The sequence below is a fragment of the Taishania pollutisoli genome, from assembly GCF_014518315.1.
Classification (GTDB): domain Bacteria; phylum Bacteroidota; class Bacteroidia; order Flavobacteriales_D; family Crocinitomicaceae; genus Taishania; species Taishania pollutisoli.
In genome coordinates this window covers 26,910-45,838 of record NZ_JACVEL010000005.1, presented here as the reverse complement: position 1 = coordinate 45,838, position 18,929 = coordinate 26,910, and the positions used below count along the sequence as shown (strand labels likewise).

Below are 18,929 nucleotides of genomic sequence, written 5' to 3'. Positions count from 1 at the left end.
CTTATCTTGGCACTCAAAAATAACTATGGCAAAGATACTGGCATTTGCGGGAAGTAACAGTTCCACCTCCATTAATCATCAATTATTGAAATACATTCAGTCTAATTACCTCCCCGAGATGAAACTGGTCGAATTGCGTTCGTTTGAAGTTCCGATGTATTCAATGGATACCGAACTGAATTCCGGAATCCCGTTGACTGTCCAAAAACTGCATGTTGAGATCAAGCATGCGGATTTATTGCTGCTGTCAACCTCGGAACACAATGGTAGCTATACGAGTTATTTTAAATCGACGATGGATTGGCTGAGCCGTTTCGATCGGGATTTCGTAAAGGAGAAACCGGTATTTATTGCCGGAACCTCTCCGGGAAGAGGGGGAGCGTCCAATTCGATAGAGCTGTCCAAACGTTTAATGGAACGATTGGGTGCAACGGTGAAGCAGACATTCAGTTTACCGTCTTTCGGACATGTGTTTGAAAACGGAAAGCTGATCGAAGAACACGAATCCCGTTTAGCTGATTTCATAACAACCGTTAAATCATAAACACTCAACTAATCATTTATAATTCAACATTCAATATTCATAATTCCAAACAACATGGCCTTTTTTGAATTCAACGGCTTTAAGCCGGTAATGAAACCATCCAGTTTTGTTCATCCGAATGCAACGGTAACAGGAAACGTAATCATTGGTGAAAATGTATACATCGGACCGGGAGCTGCAATTCGCGGAGACTGGGGACAGATCATCATTGAGGACGGATGCAATGTACAGGAAAATTGTACTATTCACATGTTTCCCGGAACAACGGTGTTGTTAAAAAAAGGAGCGCACATCGGTCACGGGGCTATTGTACACGGCGGAACAATCGGAGCGAATAGCATGATCGGCATGAATGCCGTCGTCATGGATGATTGTGTTATCGGCGATGAATGCATCATTGGTGCATTGGCATTTGTTCCTGCCAATACGACAATTCCGAGACGGAGTGTAGTGGTGGGAAATCCTGCAAAAATTGTTAAGGATGTGAGCGACGAAATGATTGCCTGGAAAACAAAAGGTACAGCATTGTATCAGGCACTTCCCGGAGAATGTCATACACATTTGCGACCATGCGAACCGTTGACAGAAGTAGAGCCTGACCGACCGGAACAGGAAAAAATGTACGAAACCTGGAACAAGATCAAAGGGTAGTAACAATTCGATTCCCCTGAAACAAAAAAGCGCCTGAGAATCCCCAAACGCTTTTTATTTATAGCATTAACTGAAAATCGGTTTATTTTTTACTGTTTCCTTTCGCTGATTTTTCGGTGGACTTCCCGGTAGCTTTTCCAGTTGCCTTTCCGTTGCTGTTTCCTTTTGAAGAAGAAGCTGTTGACGAGGCACCGGATTTTCCTTTACCATTTTCTTTTCCTTTCCCGTTTGCTTTTGTTTGACCTTTTCCTTTTCCGGCATTTCCATTGGAATGTTCTTTCGCTTTCCCTTTCAGCGCATGAAATTCTGCTGATCCGGGTTTAATTCCTAATTCCTGCGCCATCGCTCCCCATCCTTTTGACTTGTCCGTTTTGTATACTTTAATTACATTGTCGACCGGGATTTGTTGGATAGATGCAACCTGAAGTGCCATGAATGCATCCCCGGGATTCATTCCTGCAGTAAAACAATCCTCTACTTTTTGTAGTGGAACTTCGAAACGCTTTGATAAATCCAGTTTAAAATCCGAAAGGTTTTCTTTCCCTTTTGTATTGACAATTTTCAAATTGGCGTCCAGATCAGCGTCTCCGGTACGGTAGTCCTGTGCATAGCTCACTCCCGTTGTGAAAGCCAATGCGAAAAAAAGTTGTTTCATCATGTGTTTTTGTTTTTGTTTAATTTTTAACAGTTAGCGAATATCATGCCAAAAATATAAAAAAGGGAAGCCGATTACCGGCTTCCCTTTTGTGTCGTATTGAGTTAAAAATTAGTGCTGCTTAATGAACTTAATGATGTGCTTGTCAACCAGGATGAAATAAACTCCGGCTGCTGCTTCACGCATGCTAAACCGCTGCTGTTCTTCTGAAATAATTCCTGTGCGTATAACATTTCCATATACATCTGTAATTGTAAATAATGTTCCGATGAATGCAGAACCACTGTTTACCGTAAATTCCTGTTCAAACGGATTCGGATATAACTGAACCACTTCATTGGAAAGTGTGCCGATTCCTACGGAACCGATTTGAATACAGGTACTTGTGTCTGTGCATCCGTTTTGTGTAACAATCACCGCATAACTTCCACTTTCTGAAGGGGTAAAGGATGCATGGATCGCTCCGTTGACCGGTGCTTCGTCATTGCAGTCGATCCATTGATAAGAAGCACCTGTTGCCACTGCGGTAATGGTATTGCCTTGTGTGGTAACGGTTGTATTTACGGCATTGACAACGATCGTCATGGTCACCGTTTGTACACATTGCCCTGAAGTCGGAGTAAATGTATACGTTGTTGTTGTCGTATTGTTGGCTGCCGGACTCCATGTTCCTGAAATACCATTATTAGAGATGGAAGGAAGCGTTAACGATTCACCCGAACAAATTGCAGAGACTGGTGTAAATACGGGAGTGGTATTCTCATTAACAGTTACCGTCATTGTTGTGGTTGTGGCGCACTGCCCTGCATTCGGTGTAAATGTATACGTTGTTGTTGCCGTGTTGTTGATTGCCGGACTCCACGTACCGATGATTCCATTGGACGAAGTCGTTGGAAGGGAGAAAGAACTTCCGGAACAGATTGCCGGAACTTGTGTAAAGACCGGAGTTGTTGTACCATTATTTACCGTTACGGTCATTGTTACAGTTGTAGCACATTGCCCTGCGTTTGGCGTAAAGGTATACGTTGTCGTTGCCGTGTTGTTGATTGCCGGGCTCCACGTACCTGAAATACCATTGGATGAAGTTGTTGGCAATGTAAATGAACTTCCGGAACAGATTGCCGGAATTTGTGTAAATACCGGAGTTACCGGAGTCGTTACCGTTACGGTCATCGTTGCCGTCGTTGCGCACTGTCCGGTATTCGGTATAAACGTATAGGTTGTTGTGGTCGTATTGTCAATTGCCGGACTCCACGTTCCTGAAATACCGTTATTGGACATTGCAGGTAGCGTAAATGAAGTTCCTGAACAAACAGCCGGAATTTGTGTGAATGCAGGTGTTTCCTGGCTGACAGTTACGGTCATCGTTGTGGTTGATGCACATTGTCCCGTATTCGGTGTAAAGGTATACGTCGTTGTGGCCATGTTATTGATCGCCGGATTCCATGTTCCTGAAATGCCATTGTTGGAGGTTTCCGGAAGTGTGAAGGATCCACCCGGGCAAATAGCAGGAATTTGCGTAAAGACAGGTGTCGTCTGACTCACTGTTACGGTCATTGTTGCCGTTGCCGCACATTGTCCTGCATACGGTGTAAAGGTGTAGGTTGTTGTGGCCGTATTGTTGGCTGCCGGACTCCACGTTCCTGAAATACCATTATTAGAGGTTTCAGGCAGTGTCAACGATTCACCCGAACAAATAGCTGGTAGTTGTGTAAACGCAGGTGTTGCCTGAGGCGTCACGGTCATCGTTACCTGATTGCTGGTGGCTGTTGTTGAAGAGGCACAGGCCGCGTTAGTGGTCATCACACATGTGACAATACTACCATTGGTGAGGGTGTTACTTGTGTAAGAAGCACTATTTGAACCGACATTTCCTCCGTTCACTTTCCACTGATAAGCGGGGGCAGTTCCGCCATTTGTCGGTGCTGCGGTAAACGTAATGCTTTCTCCCTGGCAAATGGTAGTCGTGGATGTACTGATTACAACAGAAGGTGTACATGCAGATGGAGGTGGTCCGATCAGACAGATGTTGAAAGTAATTGTACTCAAGTTTGAAGAAGCATTGAAGACCCGGATAAAGTACGTTTGCCCGATTGTTAACAGTGTCAGCGATGCCGACTCACCACTTCCTGATCCGTTTTGATTGCGGCAGATGACTTCTGTTCCGTTACAACTTCCCTGGAAGACCTGGAATCCGTGATTGAGACCACTTGTTCCACCTAACTGAACAGACATCGAAGTGGCAGTTGCAGTAAATTTGTACCAGACGTCCTGGGAGGAAGATGCAGCGCAGGGAGGAGTACCTCCGTCCATCAAGGCTCCGCTGAATGTTCCGTAAACCAAACCACATGTATTGTTGGGCGTCAACTCAGCAGCATTTGCACACAGATCGTTTGCCGGACTCGGGTATTTCTGGAGACAAATCCCGAATGTAGCAGTATTTAAATTCCCTGAAGCATTAAATACACGGATGTAATATTCCTGTCCCGGAATGAACGTGTTGTTGAAATAATATTCGCCGGAATTAGAACTATTTACATTGACACATTGTACAACTGTTCCGTTACATCCCCCCTGGATGAGTTCAAATCCGTGGTTCAAACCGGATTCTGCAGTCAGATAAATACTCATGGTCGGATCGGTGGCTGTAAATTTATACCAGACATCCTGGGAAGTATTCGTCGCACAGGAAGGAGTGGTTCCTGCGCCCATCATTGCTCCACTGAATGTGCCGTATACATAACCGCAGGTGGTTGTTGGTGTCAATGTTGTTGCAGTTGCGCAATTATCATTTGCCGGACTTGGATATTTCTGGAGACAAATCCCGAATGTTATGGTATTTAAACTTCCCGACGCATTAAACACACGGATGTAATATTCCTGTCCCGGAATGAAATTGTTGTTGAAATAATACTCACCATATCCTGTTGATGTATTCGCATTGATGCATTGTAAAACGGTCCCGTTGCACCCTCCCTGGATAAGTTCAAAGCCATGATTCAGGCCTGCTTCTGCCGATAAGTAGATACTCATGGTCGAATCGGTGGCGGTAAATTTGTACCAGACATCCTGAGAAGTATTTGTCGCGCAGGAAGGAGTGGTTCCTCCTCCCATCATCGCTCCGCTGAACGTACCATATACATAGTTGCAAGTGGTTGTTGGTGTCAATGTTGTTGCAGTTGCGCAATTATCATTTCCCGGACTTGGATATTTGCGCAGGCAGATTCCGAATGTTATGGTATTTAAACTTCCCGAGGCATTAAACACACGGATATAATATTCCTGTCCCGGAATGAAGTTGTTGTTGAAATAGTGTTCGCCATACCCTGTTGATGTATTCGCATTGATACACTGTATGACTGTTCCGTTACATCCTCCCTGGATGAGCTCAAATCCGTGATTCAATCCCGCTTCCGCCGATAAGGTAATGCTCATGGTTGAATCTGTCGCGGTAAATTTGTACCAGACGTCCTGGGAAGTATTTGTCGCGCAGGAAGGAGTGGTTCCTCCTCCCATCATTGCCCCGCTGAACGTACCATATACATAACCGCAGGTAGTTATTGGTGTCAACGTTGTTGCAGTTGCGCAATCATCATTTGCCGGACTTGGATATTTGCGCAGGCAGATTCCGAATGTTATGGTATTTAAACTTCCCGAGGCATTAAACACGCGGATATAATATTCCTGTCCCGGAATGAAGTTGTTGTTGAAATAGTGTTCGCCATACCCTGTTGATGTATTCGCATTGATACACTGTATGACTGTTCCGTTACATCCTCCCTGGATGAGCTCAAATCCGTGATTCAATCCCGCTTCCGCCGATAAGGTAATGCTCATGGTTGAATCTGTCGCGGTAAATTTGTACCAGACGTCCTGGGAAGTATTCGTCGCGCAGGAAGGAGTGGTTCCTCCGCCCATCATTGCTCCGCTGAACGTACCGTATACATAACTGCATGTTGTATTTGGTGTTAGTGTGGTTGCAGTCGCACAATCATCATTTGCCGGACTTGGGTATTTGCGCAGGCAGATTCCGAATGTCGTGGTACTTAGACTTCCCGAAGCATTGAACGCACGGATGTAATATTCCTGTCCCGGAATGAAATTGTTGTTGAAATAATGCTCCCCGTAACCGGAACTGTTTGCGTTGACACACTGTATGACTGTTCCGTTGCATCCTCCCTGGATGAGCTCAAATCCGTTGTTCAGCCCTGCTTCGGCTGATAAGGTAATGCTCATGGTTGAGTCTGATGCGGTAAATTTGTACCAGATATCCTGGGAAGTATTCGGTCCGCATACGGATGTTCCTCCGTCCAACAGGGCTCCGCTGAATGTGCCATAGGTGTAATTACAAGTAGTGTTCGGCGTTAATGTCCCGGCATTGTTGCATGCATCATTGGAAGGATTCGGATAATTGCGTACGCAAATTCCGAAATTAGCAGCACTCATTGATGCAGCTGCATTGAACACACGGACATAATATTGTTGCCCCGGAACAAAATTATTGTTGAAATAATGTTCCCCGTAACCGGAACTATTTGCGTTGACACATTGTAAAACGGTTCCGTTGCATCCTCCCTGGATGAGTTCAAATCCGTGATTCAAACCGTTATTGGCTGTGAGCGTCACACTCATCGTTGCAGATGTTGCGGTAAATTTGTACCAGACATCCTGAAGAGAAGCTGTACCGCATAAAGGAGCAGCTCCGCTCATTGTCATTCCGTTAAATGTTCCGTTGGTATTGGTACATGTAGGATTCGGAAATAACTCAGTTGCATTTGTACATTCATCATTTGCATTGGCAGCAAACATGAATGCTGTAAAAACAGATAGAATAAAATAGTTTGTCATATCAGAACAATTAATGGAGCAAAGGTAGGAGGGGGCGAATTATGCAGTATGCACCCATGTTGTAATTGTATGAACTATTGTTGCATGTCTTGTGAAATCAAGGCTTTCCGGCCATTTGACTCGGACTTTTGCCAACATATTCTGTAAAAGATTTGGTAAAATAAGATTGACTGTTGAAACCACATTTGTAGGCAATTTCAGTGATGTTTCCCTCGTTATTTGCCAACAAATCCTTTGCTTTTTCCAGACGGATCATCCGGATGAAATTGGTAGTGGAAAAACCGGTAAGTGCAACCAGTTTTCGGTGCAGCTGGCTACGACTCACTGCCATGTCATCCGAGAGTTCATTGACAGAGTAATCCGGGTTGTCAATATTCCTGATTACCTTTTCTATGGCTTTATTAACATAGGGGTTATTACTTTTAATGCGTTCTTCAAATGTGGTTTCAGAACGGATCGCATCTTTGTAAACCTGCTTATTTCGTTGAATGGTTGTGAGTAAGTTCTGGAGCGTCAATTTTAGTTCTTCCGGAGAAAATGGTTTCGGAATATATGCATCAGCGCCATGTGTTAGGCCTTGTAACCTGCTTTCCAGGGATGCTTTTGCTGAGAACAGTACAACGGGAATATGATTGGTCAGTTCGTTGGACTTGATTTCTTGCAACAGTGCGATTCCGTCTTTTTGTGGCATCATCACATCCGAAAGTACAATGTCGGGCAACTGTGAGGTGATGGTTTCAATGGCTTGTTGTCCGTTTGAAACCCGGATGATTTGAAAATCTTCTTTGAGTACAGCCGTACTGAAGGCTGCCATGTCGTGATCGTCTTCTGCGAGTAAAAGTATGGGAGTGTCGCCCTTTAATGCGGTTATTTCCGTTGTACGAACCGTTTCCCTGACGGGGAGTGTTACAATGAAGGTTGTCCCGGCCGGATTGCTTTGCAGTTGAATGGTTCCGTTGGCAAGTTCCACCAACTCTTTCACCAATGCCAGCCCGATTCCTGTTCCGCCGACTGCTGCATTGGTCCCTCTGTAAAAACGTTTGAATACCTTTTTTTGTTCTTTTTCAGGAATTCCTCCACCATTGTCACGTACTTCAATCATCAGCCGGGTTCCTGTAATTGCTGACGTGATCCGGATGGTTGTTCCGGAAGGACAATATTTGATGGCATTTCCAAGCAGGTTGCTGATTACCTTTTCCAGTACATTGAAGGGGTATGAACAAATCGGGGAGCCGTCGTCTTTGTCAAAGATAACTTCCATGTTTTTTGCTGTAATTTCCCCTGAAAAACGTTCAATGACCGTTGCAATAAAATCAGCAGGATCCCCTGTGTTGAAGTGCAGCTGATAATTTCCTTTTCCCAATTTTGAGGCGTCTAACAACTCATTGATCAATCCGATTAGTTTCCGGGCGTTTTTTTCCATCAGGTGTAATTGTTCCTGGTTAGCGGTACCGGCTTGTTTCATCACCTGGATGGGGCCGTTGATTAACGTAAGTGGTGTGCGGATTTCGTGAAAAAGATTCTCAAACAGTTTTAATTTTTCCTGTTCATATCGCTGCATGATTTTTCTGCGCTGGAAAATGAAATACACACTGAACCCGATTAGCAGGAATAAAAAGATCGTTGTAAAAATAATGGTGTTGCGCTGATTCTTTCCTTTTTCAATTTCTTGTTTCTGTAATTGAATTTCTTTTTCCTTTTTCTCACTTTGATAGCGGATTTCCAACTCTTCAATTTCTTTTTGCTGTGTAGCAGTTAAGAGTCGTTCATTGGCCTCCAGCTGCATTTTGATATAGGTATAAGCATTTTTATAATCTCCCAGGGAGTCGTATACGGTGCTTATTCTTCCGTACAATGCAGGTTTGTACTGATCTTCTATTTTTCGGAGTTCATTGGTAGCAATGGCCTTTTTCATGTAATCAATTGCGGTGGAATACTCCTTTTTTGAAAAATAATAATCTCCTAAATTCTGATAGGCGTTCATCATGATGAGATAATCCTTGTTTTTTAAGGCAAATTCCAGACTTTTTTCATAGTAAAACCGGGAAGAATCAGATTCGGGTTTCCCCATCTGGTAGGCGGCTCCCAATGAATTATACACAGAGCTAAGGTAGACCAACTGTTGTTTTTCCAGTAATGTTTTTTCTGCTTCCAGTAATGTGTGTATCGACTGATCGTAGGATGCCTGAAGGATTTGTAATGACGCAAGGTTGGCGCTGATGATCGCATAGTACTGGTAATCGTTTGCTTCTTTTTTGGCCTGTGCCGCCAATTCCATGTAACGTTCTGCTTTTTTTACATTGTTCATATAAAAATAGCAGGTTCCGATGCCATTGTACAATGTTCCCAGCAGTGATTGCTCTTCGTGTTTTTCAGCCAATTCAACTCCTTTGAGGTAAGAATCAACCGATTCTTTCAGTTTATTTTGTTTCTGATAGATTTCACCTGCCAGCGAATAAGAGCGGATAACCAGCACATGATTTTTTGTTTGCTCTCCTGTTTTTCGTGCAACGAGCGCATAGTGCATACTGGAATCCGGATAACCGGACAAGTAATGATTGGCTAATTCCAGGATCAACTCTCCTTTTCTTTTTCCCTGGGAAACATCAATGAGATGGTGAAGGGAGTCGGCAGTTTGTTGAGAGTAGACAGGTTTGCCAAAGCAGGTAATTAGTATTGTAAACAGATACAGAACACTATTCTTCATACACACAAAATCAATCAGTTTAAAAGGTCTGATGCAGGCAAAAATAAGTGAAATTCTGTTTCTCTGTTCCTGTTGCGGTGTTAAAAGAAAAAAGAGGTTATAAAATAACCTCTTTCTATCGTTGATCTGTATTTTTTTGAATTAAAATTCAGCATTTCCAGGTGTTCTCGGAAAAGGAATCACGTCGCGGATATTGGTCATTCCTGTTACAAACATAACCATACGTTCGAATCCCAAACCGAATCCGGAGTGAGGTACTGTTCCGAATTTTCGTGTGTCCAGGTACCACCATAAATCTGCCTCGTGGATTCCGAATGCAGCGCATTTTTCTTTCAGCACGTCCAGGCGCTCTTCACGTTGTGACCCGCCCACCATTTCACCAATTCCCGGGAACAAAATGTCCATGGCAGCAACCGTCTCTTTCCCCAGTTCACTGTTGTCATTTCTACGCATATAAAATGCTTTGAATGCCGCAGGGTAGTCGGTAATAATTACAGGACGTTTAAACTCTTTTTCGACCAGGTAGCGCTCGTGCTCACTTTGCAGATCAGTTCCCCAGTTGACTTCGTATTTGAATTTTTTCTTTTTGTAATGGTTGGAATTCATCAACACATCAATCGCTTCTGTATAGGTAATGCGTTTGAAATCGTTGTTGATCACAAAATCCAGACGCTCCAGCAATGTCAGCTCGTTGCGTTCATTGACCGGTTTTGTTTGCTGCTCCGCTTTTTCACGTTCATTTAAGAAAGCCAGATCATCTGCAAAATTGTCGACGATGTATTTGCAGATGTACTTCAGCATTTCTTCCGCCAGATCCATGTTATCGTTCAGGTCGTTGAATGCGACTTCCGGTTCGATCATCCAGAATTCCGCCAGGTGGCGTGATGTATTGGAGTTCTCAGCGCGGAAAGTCGGTCCGAAGGTATATACCTGACCCAGTGCCAGTGCCGCTAATTCCGCTTCCAGCTGCCCGGAAACAGTCAAATTCACCGGTTTTCCGAAGAAATCCTCACTGTAATCAACTGTACCAGCTTCATTCTTCGGGAGTTTTTCCATGTCTAAATTTGTGACGTGGAACATTTCTCCCGCTCCCTCAGCGTCCGAACCTGTGATTATCGGGGCATGAATGTAGAAAAATCCTTTGTCGTTGAAGAATTTGTGAATCGCATACGAAACACCGTGACGAATACGGAAAACAGCTCCGAATACATTTGTTCTGAATCGCAAATGCGCTTGTTCACGCAAAAACTCCAGACTGTGTTTTTTCGGTTGCATTACCGTTTTTTGTACATCATCCGGATTGGCTTCACCAATGATTTCCACTTCCTTCACCTGTAGTTCAACAGACTGACCTGAACCCTGGGATTCGATCAAGACTCCTGTCAGTCCGACAGCAGCACCTGTTGTAATTTTTTTCAATACAGCTTCGTCAAAATTTTCAAAATCGATAACCGCTTGGAGTGAGTTGATTGTAGAACCATCATTAAGTTGGATGAAACGATTGCTTCTGAATGCACGCACCCATCCTTTTACTACCAATTCCGTACCTACCTCCGTACGCGTTAAAACATCGATTATTTTTGTTCTTTTCATTGTATTTATACTGTATTATATCGTTTTATGCAAATATAAATGAATTATGAATTATCCATTATGAATGGGACCTAACGCACTTGATAATTTATAATTCAAAATTAATACTTCAAAATCCCTTTTACCGCTTCGTCAATTCGTACTTTCGGCAAGAATTGTTGTTCCAGCGGAACCGCAAACGGAACCGGTGTGTCCAGCGACGCAATGCGTTTTACAGGAGCATCCAGGTGTTCAAAACAGTTTTCAGCGATCAATGCAGCAATTTCTCCGCCGATCCCTCCCGTCATACAATCTTCGTGTAACACCAGTACTTTACCTGTTTTCTTAACAGCAGCATAAACTGCTTCGGTATCCAAAGGCAATAACGTTCTCAAATCAATAACTTCCGCACTGATTTCCGAATGTTGGTCTAAGTATTCTTCTGCCCACTGAACACCCAGTCCATAAGTGATAATCGTAAGGTCAGTTCCCTGACGAACGGTTCTAGCTTTACCGATTTCAGTTGTGTAATAATCAGTTGAAACTTCCGCTTTCAGGCTTCGGTACAAATATTTGTGTTCAAAAAATAAGACGGGATTCGGATCTTCAATAGCCGCAGCCAGTAGTCCTTTTGCATCTTCCGGCGTGGATGGATAAACGATTTTCAATCCCGGTGTATGGAAAAACCATGCTTCATTGGATTGGGAGTGGAACGGCCCTGCAGCTGTGTTTGCTCCGGTCGGCATGCGCACCACTACATCGGCATTTTCTCCCCAGCGCCAGTGAAGTTTTGCCAGGTTGTTGACAATTTGGTTGAATCCACATGTTACGAAATCAGCGAACTGCATTTCAACAACAGCTTTCATTCCTGCAATAGACAGTCCCAATCCGACTCCTACAATTGCTGATTCACAGATCGGAGTGTTGCGTACACGGTCTTTTCCGAACAGGTCAACAAAACCTTCCGTTACTTTGAAGACACCTCCGTATTCTGCAACGTCCTGCCCCATAATGATCAAGTCCGGGTATTTTTCCATGGACTGTTTCAGTCCGTCCTGGATGGCATCAATGAAGCGCATTTCTTTTTGATCTCCTTTCGGCGCAATGACATGTTGCGTGAACGGTGCGTAAATGTCATTTAATTCCGTTTCAATCGCAGCAGGAATTAACGGTTCATTTTGTGCCAGATCAAAATTCTTTTGAATGTCATGTTTAATGGAATCGTGAATTTCTTTCTCCAATGCATCCGTGAGTATTCCTTTCTCCTTCAAAAAGAGCGTATAGTTGTCGACAGGATCTTGTTTTTTCCATTCATCCTGTAGTCCCTCCGGGTAATATTTTGTGCCGGAAGCCTCTTCGTGCCCTCTCATCCGGAAGGTCATCAATTCCAACAATACTGGTTTTGAATCCTGTAACATCTTTTCACGAATAGAGCGAACGGTGCGGATAACATCCAGCACATTGTTTCCGTTTACCTGAATTCCTTCAATTCCGTAACCGATTCCTTTGTCAATAAATTGTTTACAATTGAACTGTTCCCGTGAAGGAGTTGACAATCCCCATTGGTTGTTTTCAATGGCAAAAATCACTGGTAAATCCCAAACAGATGCAACGTTAACAGCTTCGTGAAAATCTCCTTCCGATGCACCACCGTCACCCGTAAATACCAAGGTCGTTTTTTGTTCCTTTTTTACTTTTGCAGCAAGTGCAATTCCATCTGCGATTCCCAATTGAGGACCCAAATGGGAAATCATCCCCACCAGTTTATGTTCAATCGTTCCAAAGTGAAACGAACGGTCGCGCCCTTTTGTAAAACCGTTTTCTTTTCCCTGAAATTGAGAAAAAAGACGATTCAGCGGAACATTCCGCGTTGTGAACACACCTAAGTTCCGGTGCATGGGTAGAATGAATTCCTCTTCGTTCATGGCATACGCGCAACCAACGGAAATCCCTTCCTGTCCCCATCCGGAAAACCATTTGGTAATTTTCCCCTGGCGCAGTAAAATCAGCATCTTTTCCTCAATAAGTCGAGGAAGAACCAGTTTTTTGTAGATGGTTAATAATTCTTCGTTGCTGAATCCTGTCGCATCGAAATCAATGTATCTTTTTTCTAACGCTGTTTCCATTATTTGGTACGCTTGATGTATAAACAAATTTAAAGTGCAAAACTATATTTTATTCGGATATGTTGCTATGAAAGCAACAAAGATAATTTAGGTGGAAAAACATGGAATGCTAATTTTTTGAGTAGATAATTTGATGTAAATGTGTTATTTTTGTAAACGAAAGGATAACTTAAGGTTATTTTTTTGTAAACTTGAAGCAACCAAATCATGTATGTAACGTTATTTTAATAATAACGAATTGAAAAATGTAAATCGGAAGGTAATGAAAATAGCCAATGTTTTAATGTTCAGTATCTTGACTTCTTTTTCCTTTGCTCAGGAATACAGTCAGATGCCGGGTGTTGTACAACAAAAAATGGATGCAAATAAAGCATCGGGAATGGATTTGTACAACGGAGTGATCGCCACTTTCGATGTCGATTTGTCAAACCTCCAGGAAAGCGAAATACAGGCATTCAAAAATCAGATTACAGCAGATCCCCGTGTGAAGAATTTTACATTGACTGCGGATGGTACTAAATTAATACTGGTTTCGGAAGGACAATATACAATTAAGGATATCAAGGCGTATGTAGTGACGACGTCTGCCGCTATTCAAAACTATTCATCTGTTTATTCAGTTGAAGACTAATTCATGTAATATGAAGTTAACATCAACGATATTAAATTTATCATTTGCATTGAGCGTTGGATTGCTGAGTGCTCAGTCTGATAATCCGTGTGGAGCACCGACGTTGAACGTTGGTACTTCTTGTTCATTTCAGTCGGGAACAAATGTCGGATCTACAAATACGACGGGAGTGCCTGCTCCGGGATGCGCCAGTTATTCAGGGCCGGATGTGTGGTACCAGGTAACGGTTCCCGCAAACGGATCTTTAGCAATTGATTTAAATACAGGTTCCATCACGGATGGTGGGATGGCATGGTATTCTGCATCCAGTTGTAGCGGACCTTTCACGTTGATCGAATGTGACGACGATGATAGCAACAATGGATTGATGCCTAAAATTACACGTTCAGGAATGACGCCCGGACAAGTGATTTATGTGCGGATCTGGCGATATGGAGGGGGAACAGGTACTTTTTCCATTTGTGCAACTTCTCCTACTCCTCCGGATGATTGTATTGGTGGAGATAACTTTAACTGTGCAACAGCACAGCCGTTTTGTTCGGGAGCGGATATCGTTTATTGTAACTCATACACCGGAGGTGGAGGGAATCCAAGTTTAGGTCAATATTCTTGTTTGTATACGACACCTAATGCAATGTGGTTGTACATGGAAGTCGGACAAGCAGGAAATATTAATATTGATATGAACCAGACAAATATGAACGGTACACCGACAGATGTCGATTTTGCTTTATACGGGCCTTATACTTCTGTGAACCAAGGGTGTGCCACTATCGGGCCAAACACTCCTACAATAGATTGTTCATATTCTGGTTCTGCAAGTGAGCAGGCGAATATTCCAAATGCGAATGAAGGGCAGGTATATATCATGCTGGTAACAAATTACAACGGATCACAAGGAAGTATTGCTTTTACAGATGCTGGTTCTACAGGATTGACAAACTGTAATATCGTGTTGCCTTGTACTGTAAATACAACTATGACACCGGATACATGTAATCAGAGTGTAGGAACAGTAACAGCAACGCCTCAACATGGATTGGCTCCGTATACTTATTCATGGAACACGCCGGGTAACCCGACAACACCTTCTGTTACAGGGCTTGCTCCGGGAAGTTACACCGTTACAATGACAACGGATGACGGTTGTGAAGCAACTTCTACAGTAACAGTTACCAATGTAGGTGCAACGTATTCTGCAACTTCTACACCGGCAGCATGTGTTGGCGGGAATAACGGTACTGCAACGGCTAACTTTGTAGCTGCAGCACCAGGAGTAACTGCGACTTACTTGTGGAGTGATCCAGCAGGGCAGACGACACAAACAGCTACGGGATTAACTCCGGGAGCGTATACGTGTACAATTACATTGTCAAGTGGTTGTAGCGGAACGGCTACAGTGAACGTAGGATTCAACACGGTAACCACAACGTCTTCTTCTACATTGGTTTCATGTCCGGGAGGAAATGATGGAACAGCTACGGCGAGTTCAACTTCTCCGGGAACACTGTCTTACTCGTGGAACGACCCGATGGGACAAACAACGCAAACAGCTGTAGGATTAACTGCAGGAACATATACATGTACCATTACTTCGTCTGTGGGGTGTACAAATAACGTGAATGTTACAGTGACTGAAATTCCGGGAATGGTGGGAACATTTACAAATGTTTCGAATGTGACTTGTAATAGTGGTAATGATGGTGTTTTGAAAGTAGAAGTCATACAAGGTACAGCACCTTATACATACGTATGGGATAATTCAGCTTCAACGACTCATACAGCAAATGATTTGTATGCGGGAGAACACACAGTAACCATTACGGATGATAAGGCGTGCGTAATTACAATGACAAGAACACTGACGGAACCGGCTCCGTTGAAAGTTAGTTTCATTACCCCAAATACACAAATTTGTCCGGAAGATGATTTACAAATTTCTGCGGCAGGAGAAGGAGGTTCATCACCATATATTTTTACATGGTCATCGAATGGAGTTGTTTTGGGAACAGGAACTTCAATAACGGTTGATCCTACGGTAACGAATACGCAGTACTGTGTTACACTGACGGAAGAATGCGGTTCACCGCAAGCGGATTCATGTATGGTGATTACATTCCCGACACCGATTCCACCGGTGTTACAACCGGATAAATACGAGGATTGTCGACCGGGAGAGTTTTACATCGAAAATATCTCGCCAAACATCAGTGAATTGGCTACTACGTATATCGATTTCGGAAACAATGTAAACTATATTATTCCAAACGGAGGAGATACAATGATTGTATACAATCAACCAGGAACATACACACTGGAAGTTATCAATACATCGATTTATGGATGTATTTACGATACAGTTTTGGTAGATTATTTTGTTGTGCATCCGGATCCGACAGCTAATTTCTACTTAGGAGGAAATCCTGCAACGATTTTTGAAACAACGGTTCAGGGACATGATTTATCATCAAATGACGTCGTGGCATGGGAGTGGATTTCTCCGCACTCTATCCCTGCACACAGTAACCTGGAAAGTCCTAAATTTACATTCCCTGAAGGAGTGGAAGGAGTTTACCCGGTTACATTGATTGTAACGTCTCAATACGGGTGTACCGATACCATCACGGTAGATGCAATTGTTGAAGATGTAATTATGTTCTACGTTCCGAATACATTTACTCCGGATGGCGATGAATTTAACCAGTCCTGGAAATTCATTCTGAAAGGAGGTGATGCGTACGGATTTAATCTGAAAGTGTATAACCGTTGGGGAGAAATGGTTTGGGAAACAAACGACCCGACAGTGGGATGGGATGGAACGTATAACGGAAAACCTGTTCAGCAAGGTATGTATACCTGGAGAGCATCTATCAAACATAAAAATGATGATGGGAAGGATGAATACAAAGGAACAGTTAATGTTCTGAGATAGAATAAAAAGAATCGGAAGAGGCTCATGGGAAACTATGAGCCTTTTTTATTGCTAAAAAGTGTAGATTTGAACTATGCAAACATCGAGAAGAAAATTCATTAAGTCATCGGCGATTGCCTCTTTGGTATTTGCCGTCCCATCTGTTCGTATCAGTCAGGAAATTTCAGAGAAGAAAAAGAAATCACAAATCAACGGACCTCTGGTGCTTTCTACCTGGGATTTTGGGTTGCGGGCAAACGAGGCTGCGTGGGATGTCTTGTCAACGGGAGGTACTGCATTGGACGCTGTTGAGAAAGGTGTAAGACTGGTCGAAAATGATCCGACGGAAAGAAGTGTGGGATATGGGGGGAGACCTGACCGGGATGGGCGTGTTACACTTGATGCGTGTATCATGGATCACAATTACAACATCGGGTCTGTTGCTTTTCTGGAATACATTAAAAATCCGATTTCTGTTGCACGGAAGGTAATGGAAAATACACCACATGTGATGTTGGTAGGTGAAGGAGCACTTAGTTTTGCACTTTCGCAAGGGTTCGAAAAAGAAAATCTGCTGACCCCCGAATCGGAAAAAGAGTGGAAGGAATGGTTGCAAAAATCGGAATATTTGCCTCCGGTGAATATTGAAAATCATGATACCATCGGGATGATTGCCATGGATGCGAATGGGAATCTGTCAGGAGCGTGCACCACCTCCGGTCTGGCGTTTAAAATGAATGGTCGTGTCGGGGATTCTCCGATCATTGGTGCCGGACTGTTTGTTGACAACGAAGTGGGGGCGGCAACTGCGACAGGTCATGGTGAAGAAGTGATCCGTACAGTTGGAAGTCACCTTGTTGTGGAGCTAATGCGACAGGGGAGAAGTCCGCAGAAAGCATGTAAAGAAGCAGTTGAACGCATTGTGGAGATAGCGAAAAGAAGGGGAAAGGATTTGAAAAGCATCCAGGTTGGATTTATCGCTATTGGCAAAGACGGTGAATACGGATCGTATTGTATCCAGAACGGGTTTAACTTTGCGGTACACGATGCTTCAGGAAATCGCCTGGAAAAACCGGGGTATTACCTGCATGAATAAGGTCGGGAGAAAGAAGAGAACGGGTAAGGAATTCCAATAAGTGTTTTTTGTGAAAGCAACAGATATACTTATTATTGACACCAATCGTTTTGAGAATTGAAGTCATTCTACCTTCACGTAATGTTGTTGCCCGGTAAGAGACAAGATAACTGGAGTAGGAACACTATAAAAAACAAGATCAACAAATGGATTGTATATCTCTAATGTATCTCCTATTTGTATGTCGTGTAACGAATTTATCAATGGACTAGTCGATTTAAAGAACATAAATGTTTTTCCACAATTAACATTATATGTTTCTCTGATGATGCCGTTCGTGTTTACAGACCTGTTTGTTGGAAAAGACTCATTGACCAGTGTGTCATTTTTGTAGGTTCGAAGCGTTCCTTCAGGCCGTATTTCTAATACCACATTTATTGCCCAGTCCGATGTATTGTACCACATTCCTCCTCCACTCTCACACGTAACTGTATTAGAACGAGCAGTACTCCATCTGAGTAACTTCCACTTTCCAACAAGTGCCGGTTCTACAGATGCGATGTGATCACACGTGTTTGTATTTTTTGCATTCTTGTCTTTTTCACAAGAAATTAAAAGCACCAGCAATAAGACTATCAGACTAGTTTTTTTCATAGCTGCTGTTTAAGATTAAAAAACCCGTATTGCATGCGTGAGCAGGAAATGAAAAAAACGGATACTCTGTGTCTAATCGGTTCAATTCGGCTGAATACGAAAAGGTGATGATTTTACCATCATCAGATTTGAATTGTGCAATGCGGTTGTCCCCGATTTGAATCACGTTGTGTGGTTTTAATTTCATGATTTCCTCTCCCTCTTGTGTGGTAATTGTGAGTTTACCATTGTTTGTAAAACGAAGCCGGCAGTATTCGGAAATTTCTCCCTTTCTTACAAAAATTTTATCTAAGTAATAACTACCTGGTCCAGTTGTGTTAGTAATGGTGCTCCAGGAAGCAATAGAAAGCTCCCACTCCCATTCACCCAGTATAAACGCATACGCATCCGATTCAAATTTCTTTTTCTTGCAAGCCAACAATACAAGCAAGATAAGTAGTATGTTTATAAATTTAACCATCGCACGGTGTGTTTTTCGTTATTCAATCGTTTAAATAATTCCTCACATTTGGTGCTGCTTCGTGATTTTTAGGGGAGGTATCGTTTTGAGAATTG

12 protein-coding genes are annotated in these 18,929 nt (G+C 43.0%); 5 read left to right on the top strand and 7 right to left on the bottom strand.

Annotated features, from left to right (window positions below; translation table 11 throughout):
* Positions 1-25 precede the first annotated feature (25 nt).
* Both H9Y05_RS08955 and H9Y05_RS08950 read left to right on the top strand, forming a co-directional pair.
* Positions 26-544, top strand: coding sequence for an NADPH-dependent FMN reductase (locus H9Y05_RS08955; protein WP_216714079.1), 519 nt, complete (start codon positions 26-28; stop codon positions 542-544).
* 54 nt (positions 545-598) lie between these two features.
* On the top strand, positions 599-1,195 hold the full coding sequence (locus H9Y05_RS08950; protein ID WP_216714078.1) for an acyltransferase: 597 nt from the start codon (positions 599-601) through the stop codon (positions 1,193-1,195).
* A gap of 82 nt (positions 1,196-1,277) precedes the next feature.
* Here H9Y05_RS08950 and H9Y05_RS08945 read toward each other — a convergent pair whose 3' ends face one another.
* From H9Y05_RS08945 to H9Y05_RS08925, 5 genes are all read right to left on the bottom strand, one after another.
* Positions 1,278-1,853 (bottom strand): hypothetical protein, encoded by a 576-nt coding sequence (locus H9Y05_RS08945; protein WP_163492737.1) that lies wholly within the window; start codon positions 1,851-1,853, stop codon positions 1,278-1,280.
* 108 nt (positions 1,854-1,961) lie between these two features.
* Positions 1,962-6,698 (bottom strand): T9SS type A sorting domain-containing protein, encoded by a 4,737-nt coding sequence (locus H9Y05_RS08940; RefSeq protein ID WP_216714077.1) that lies wholly within the window; start codon positions 6,696-6,698, stop codon positions 1,962-1,964.
* 97 nt (positions 6,699-6,795) lie between these two features.
* Entirely contained in the window at positions 6,796-9,405 is a 2,610-nt protein-coding gene (locus H9Y05_RS08935; RefSeq protein WP_216714076.1) for a hybrid sensor histidine kinase/response regulator transcription factor, read from the bottom strand.
* Positions 9,406-9,546: 141 nt separating this feature from the next.
* Positions 9,547-10,998: an asparagine--tRNA ligase gene (asnS, locus tag H9Y05_RS08930; protein WP_216714075.1), complete on the bottom strand. Its 1,452-nt coding sequence runs from the start codon at positions 10,996-10,998 to the stop codon at positions 9,547-9,549.
* A gap of 101 nt (positions 10,999-11,099) precedes the next feature.
* Positions 11,100-13,103: an alpha-ketoacid dehydrogenase subunit alpha/beta gene (locus tag H9Y05_RS08925; protein ID WP_216714074.1), complete on the bottom strand. Its 2,004-nt coding sequence runs from the start codon at positions 13,101-13,103 to the stop codon at positions 11,100-11,102.
* Between the two features lie 262 nt (positions 13,104-13,365).
* Between H9Y05_RS08925 and H9Y05_RS08920 the strand changes: the two genes are divergently transcribed.
* The 3 genes from H9Y05_RS08920 (at position 13,366) to H9Y05_RS08910 (ending at position 17,741) form a co-directional block, all read left to right on the top strand.
* Positions 13,366-13,734 carry a hypothetical protein gene (locus H9Y05_RS08920; RefSeq protein WP_163492742.1) on the top strand — a complete coding sequence of 123 codons (369 nt, stop codon included), beginning with the start codon at positions 13,366-13,368 and terminating at the stop codon, positions 13,732-13,734.
* A gap of 10 nt (positions 13,735-13,744) precedes the next feature.
* Positions 13,745-16,666, top strand: a complete 2,922-nt coding sequence (locus H9Y05_RS08915) for a T9SS type B sorting domain-containing protein (RefSeq protein WP_163492743.1) — start codon at positions 13,745-13,747, stop codon at positions 16,664-16,666.
* A 73-nt stretch (positions 16,667-16,739) separates the two neighbouring features.
* Complete coding sequence (locus tag H9Y05_RS08910; protein ID WP_216714073.1) at positions 16,740-17,741, top strand: isoaspartyl peptidase/L-asparaginase family protein; 1,002 nt, start codon at positions 16,740-16,742, stop codon at positions 17,739-17,741.
* A 102-nt stretch (positions 17,742-17,843) separates the two neighbouring features.
* On the opposite strand, the gene H9Y05_RS08905 is transcribed toward H9Y05_RS08910, so the two are convergent.
* Positions 17,844-18,374 carry a hypothetical protein gene (locus tag H9Y05_RS08905; RefSeq protein WP_216714072.1) on the bottom strand — a complete coding sequence of 177 codons (531 nt, stop codon included), beginning with the start codon at positions 18,372-18,374 and terminating at the stop codon, positions 17,844-17,846.
* The gene (locus tag H9Y05_RS08900; RefSeq protein ID WP_216714071.1) at positions 18,361-18,834 is read right to left on the bottom strand and encodes a hypothetical protein; all 474 of its coding nucleotides are present in this window, start codon (positions 18,832-18,834) and stop codon (positions 18,361-18,363) included. The genes H9Y05_RS08905 and H9Y05_RS08900 overlap by 14 nt, the downstream gene beginning before the upstream one ends.
* Between the last annotated feature and the right edge of the window lie 95 nt (positions 18,835-18,929).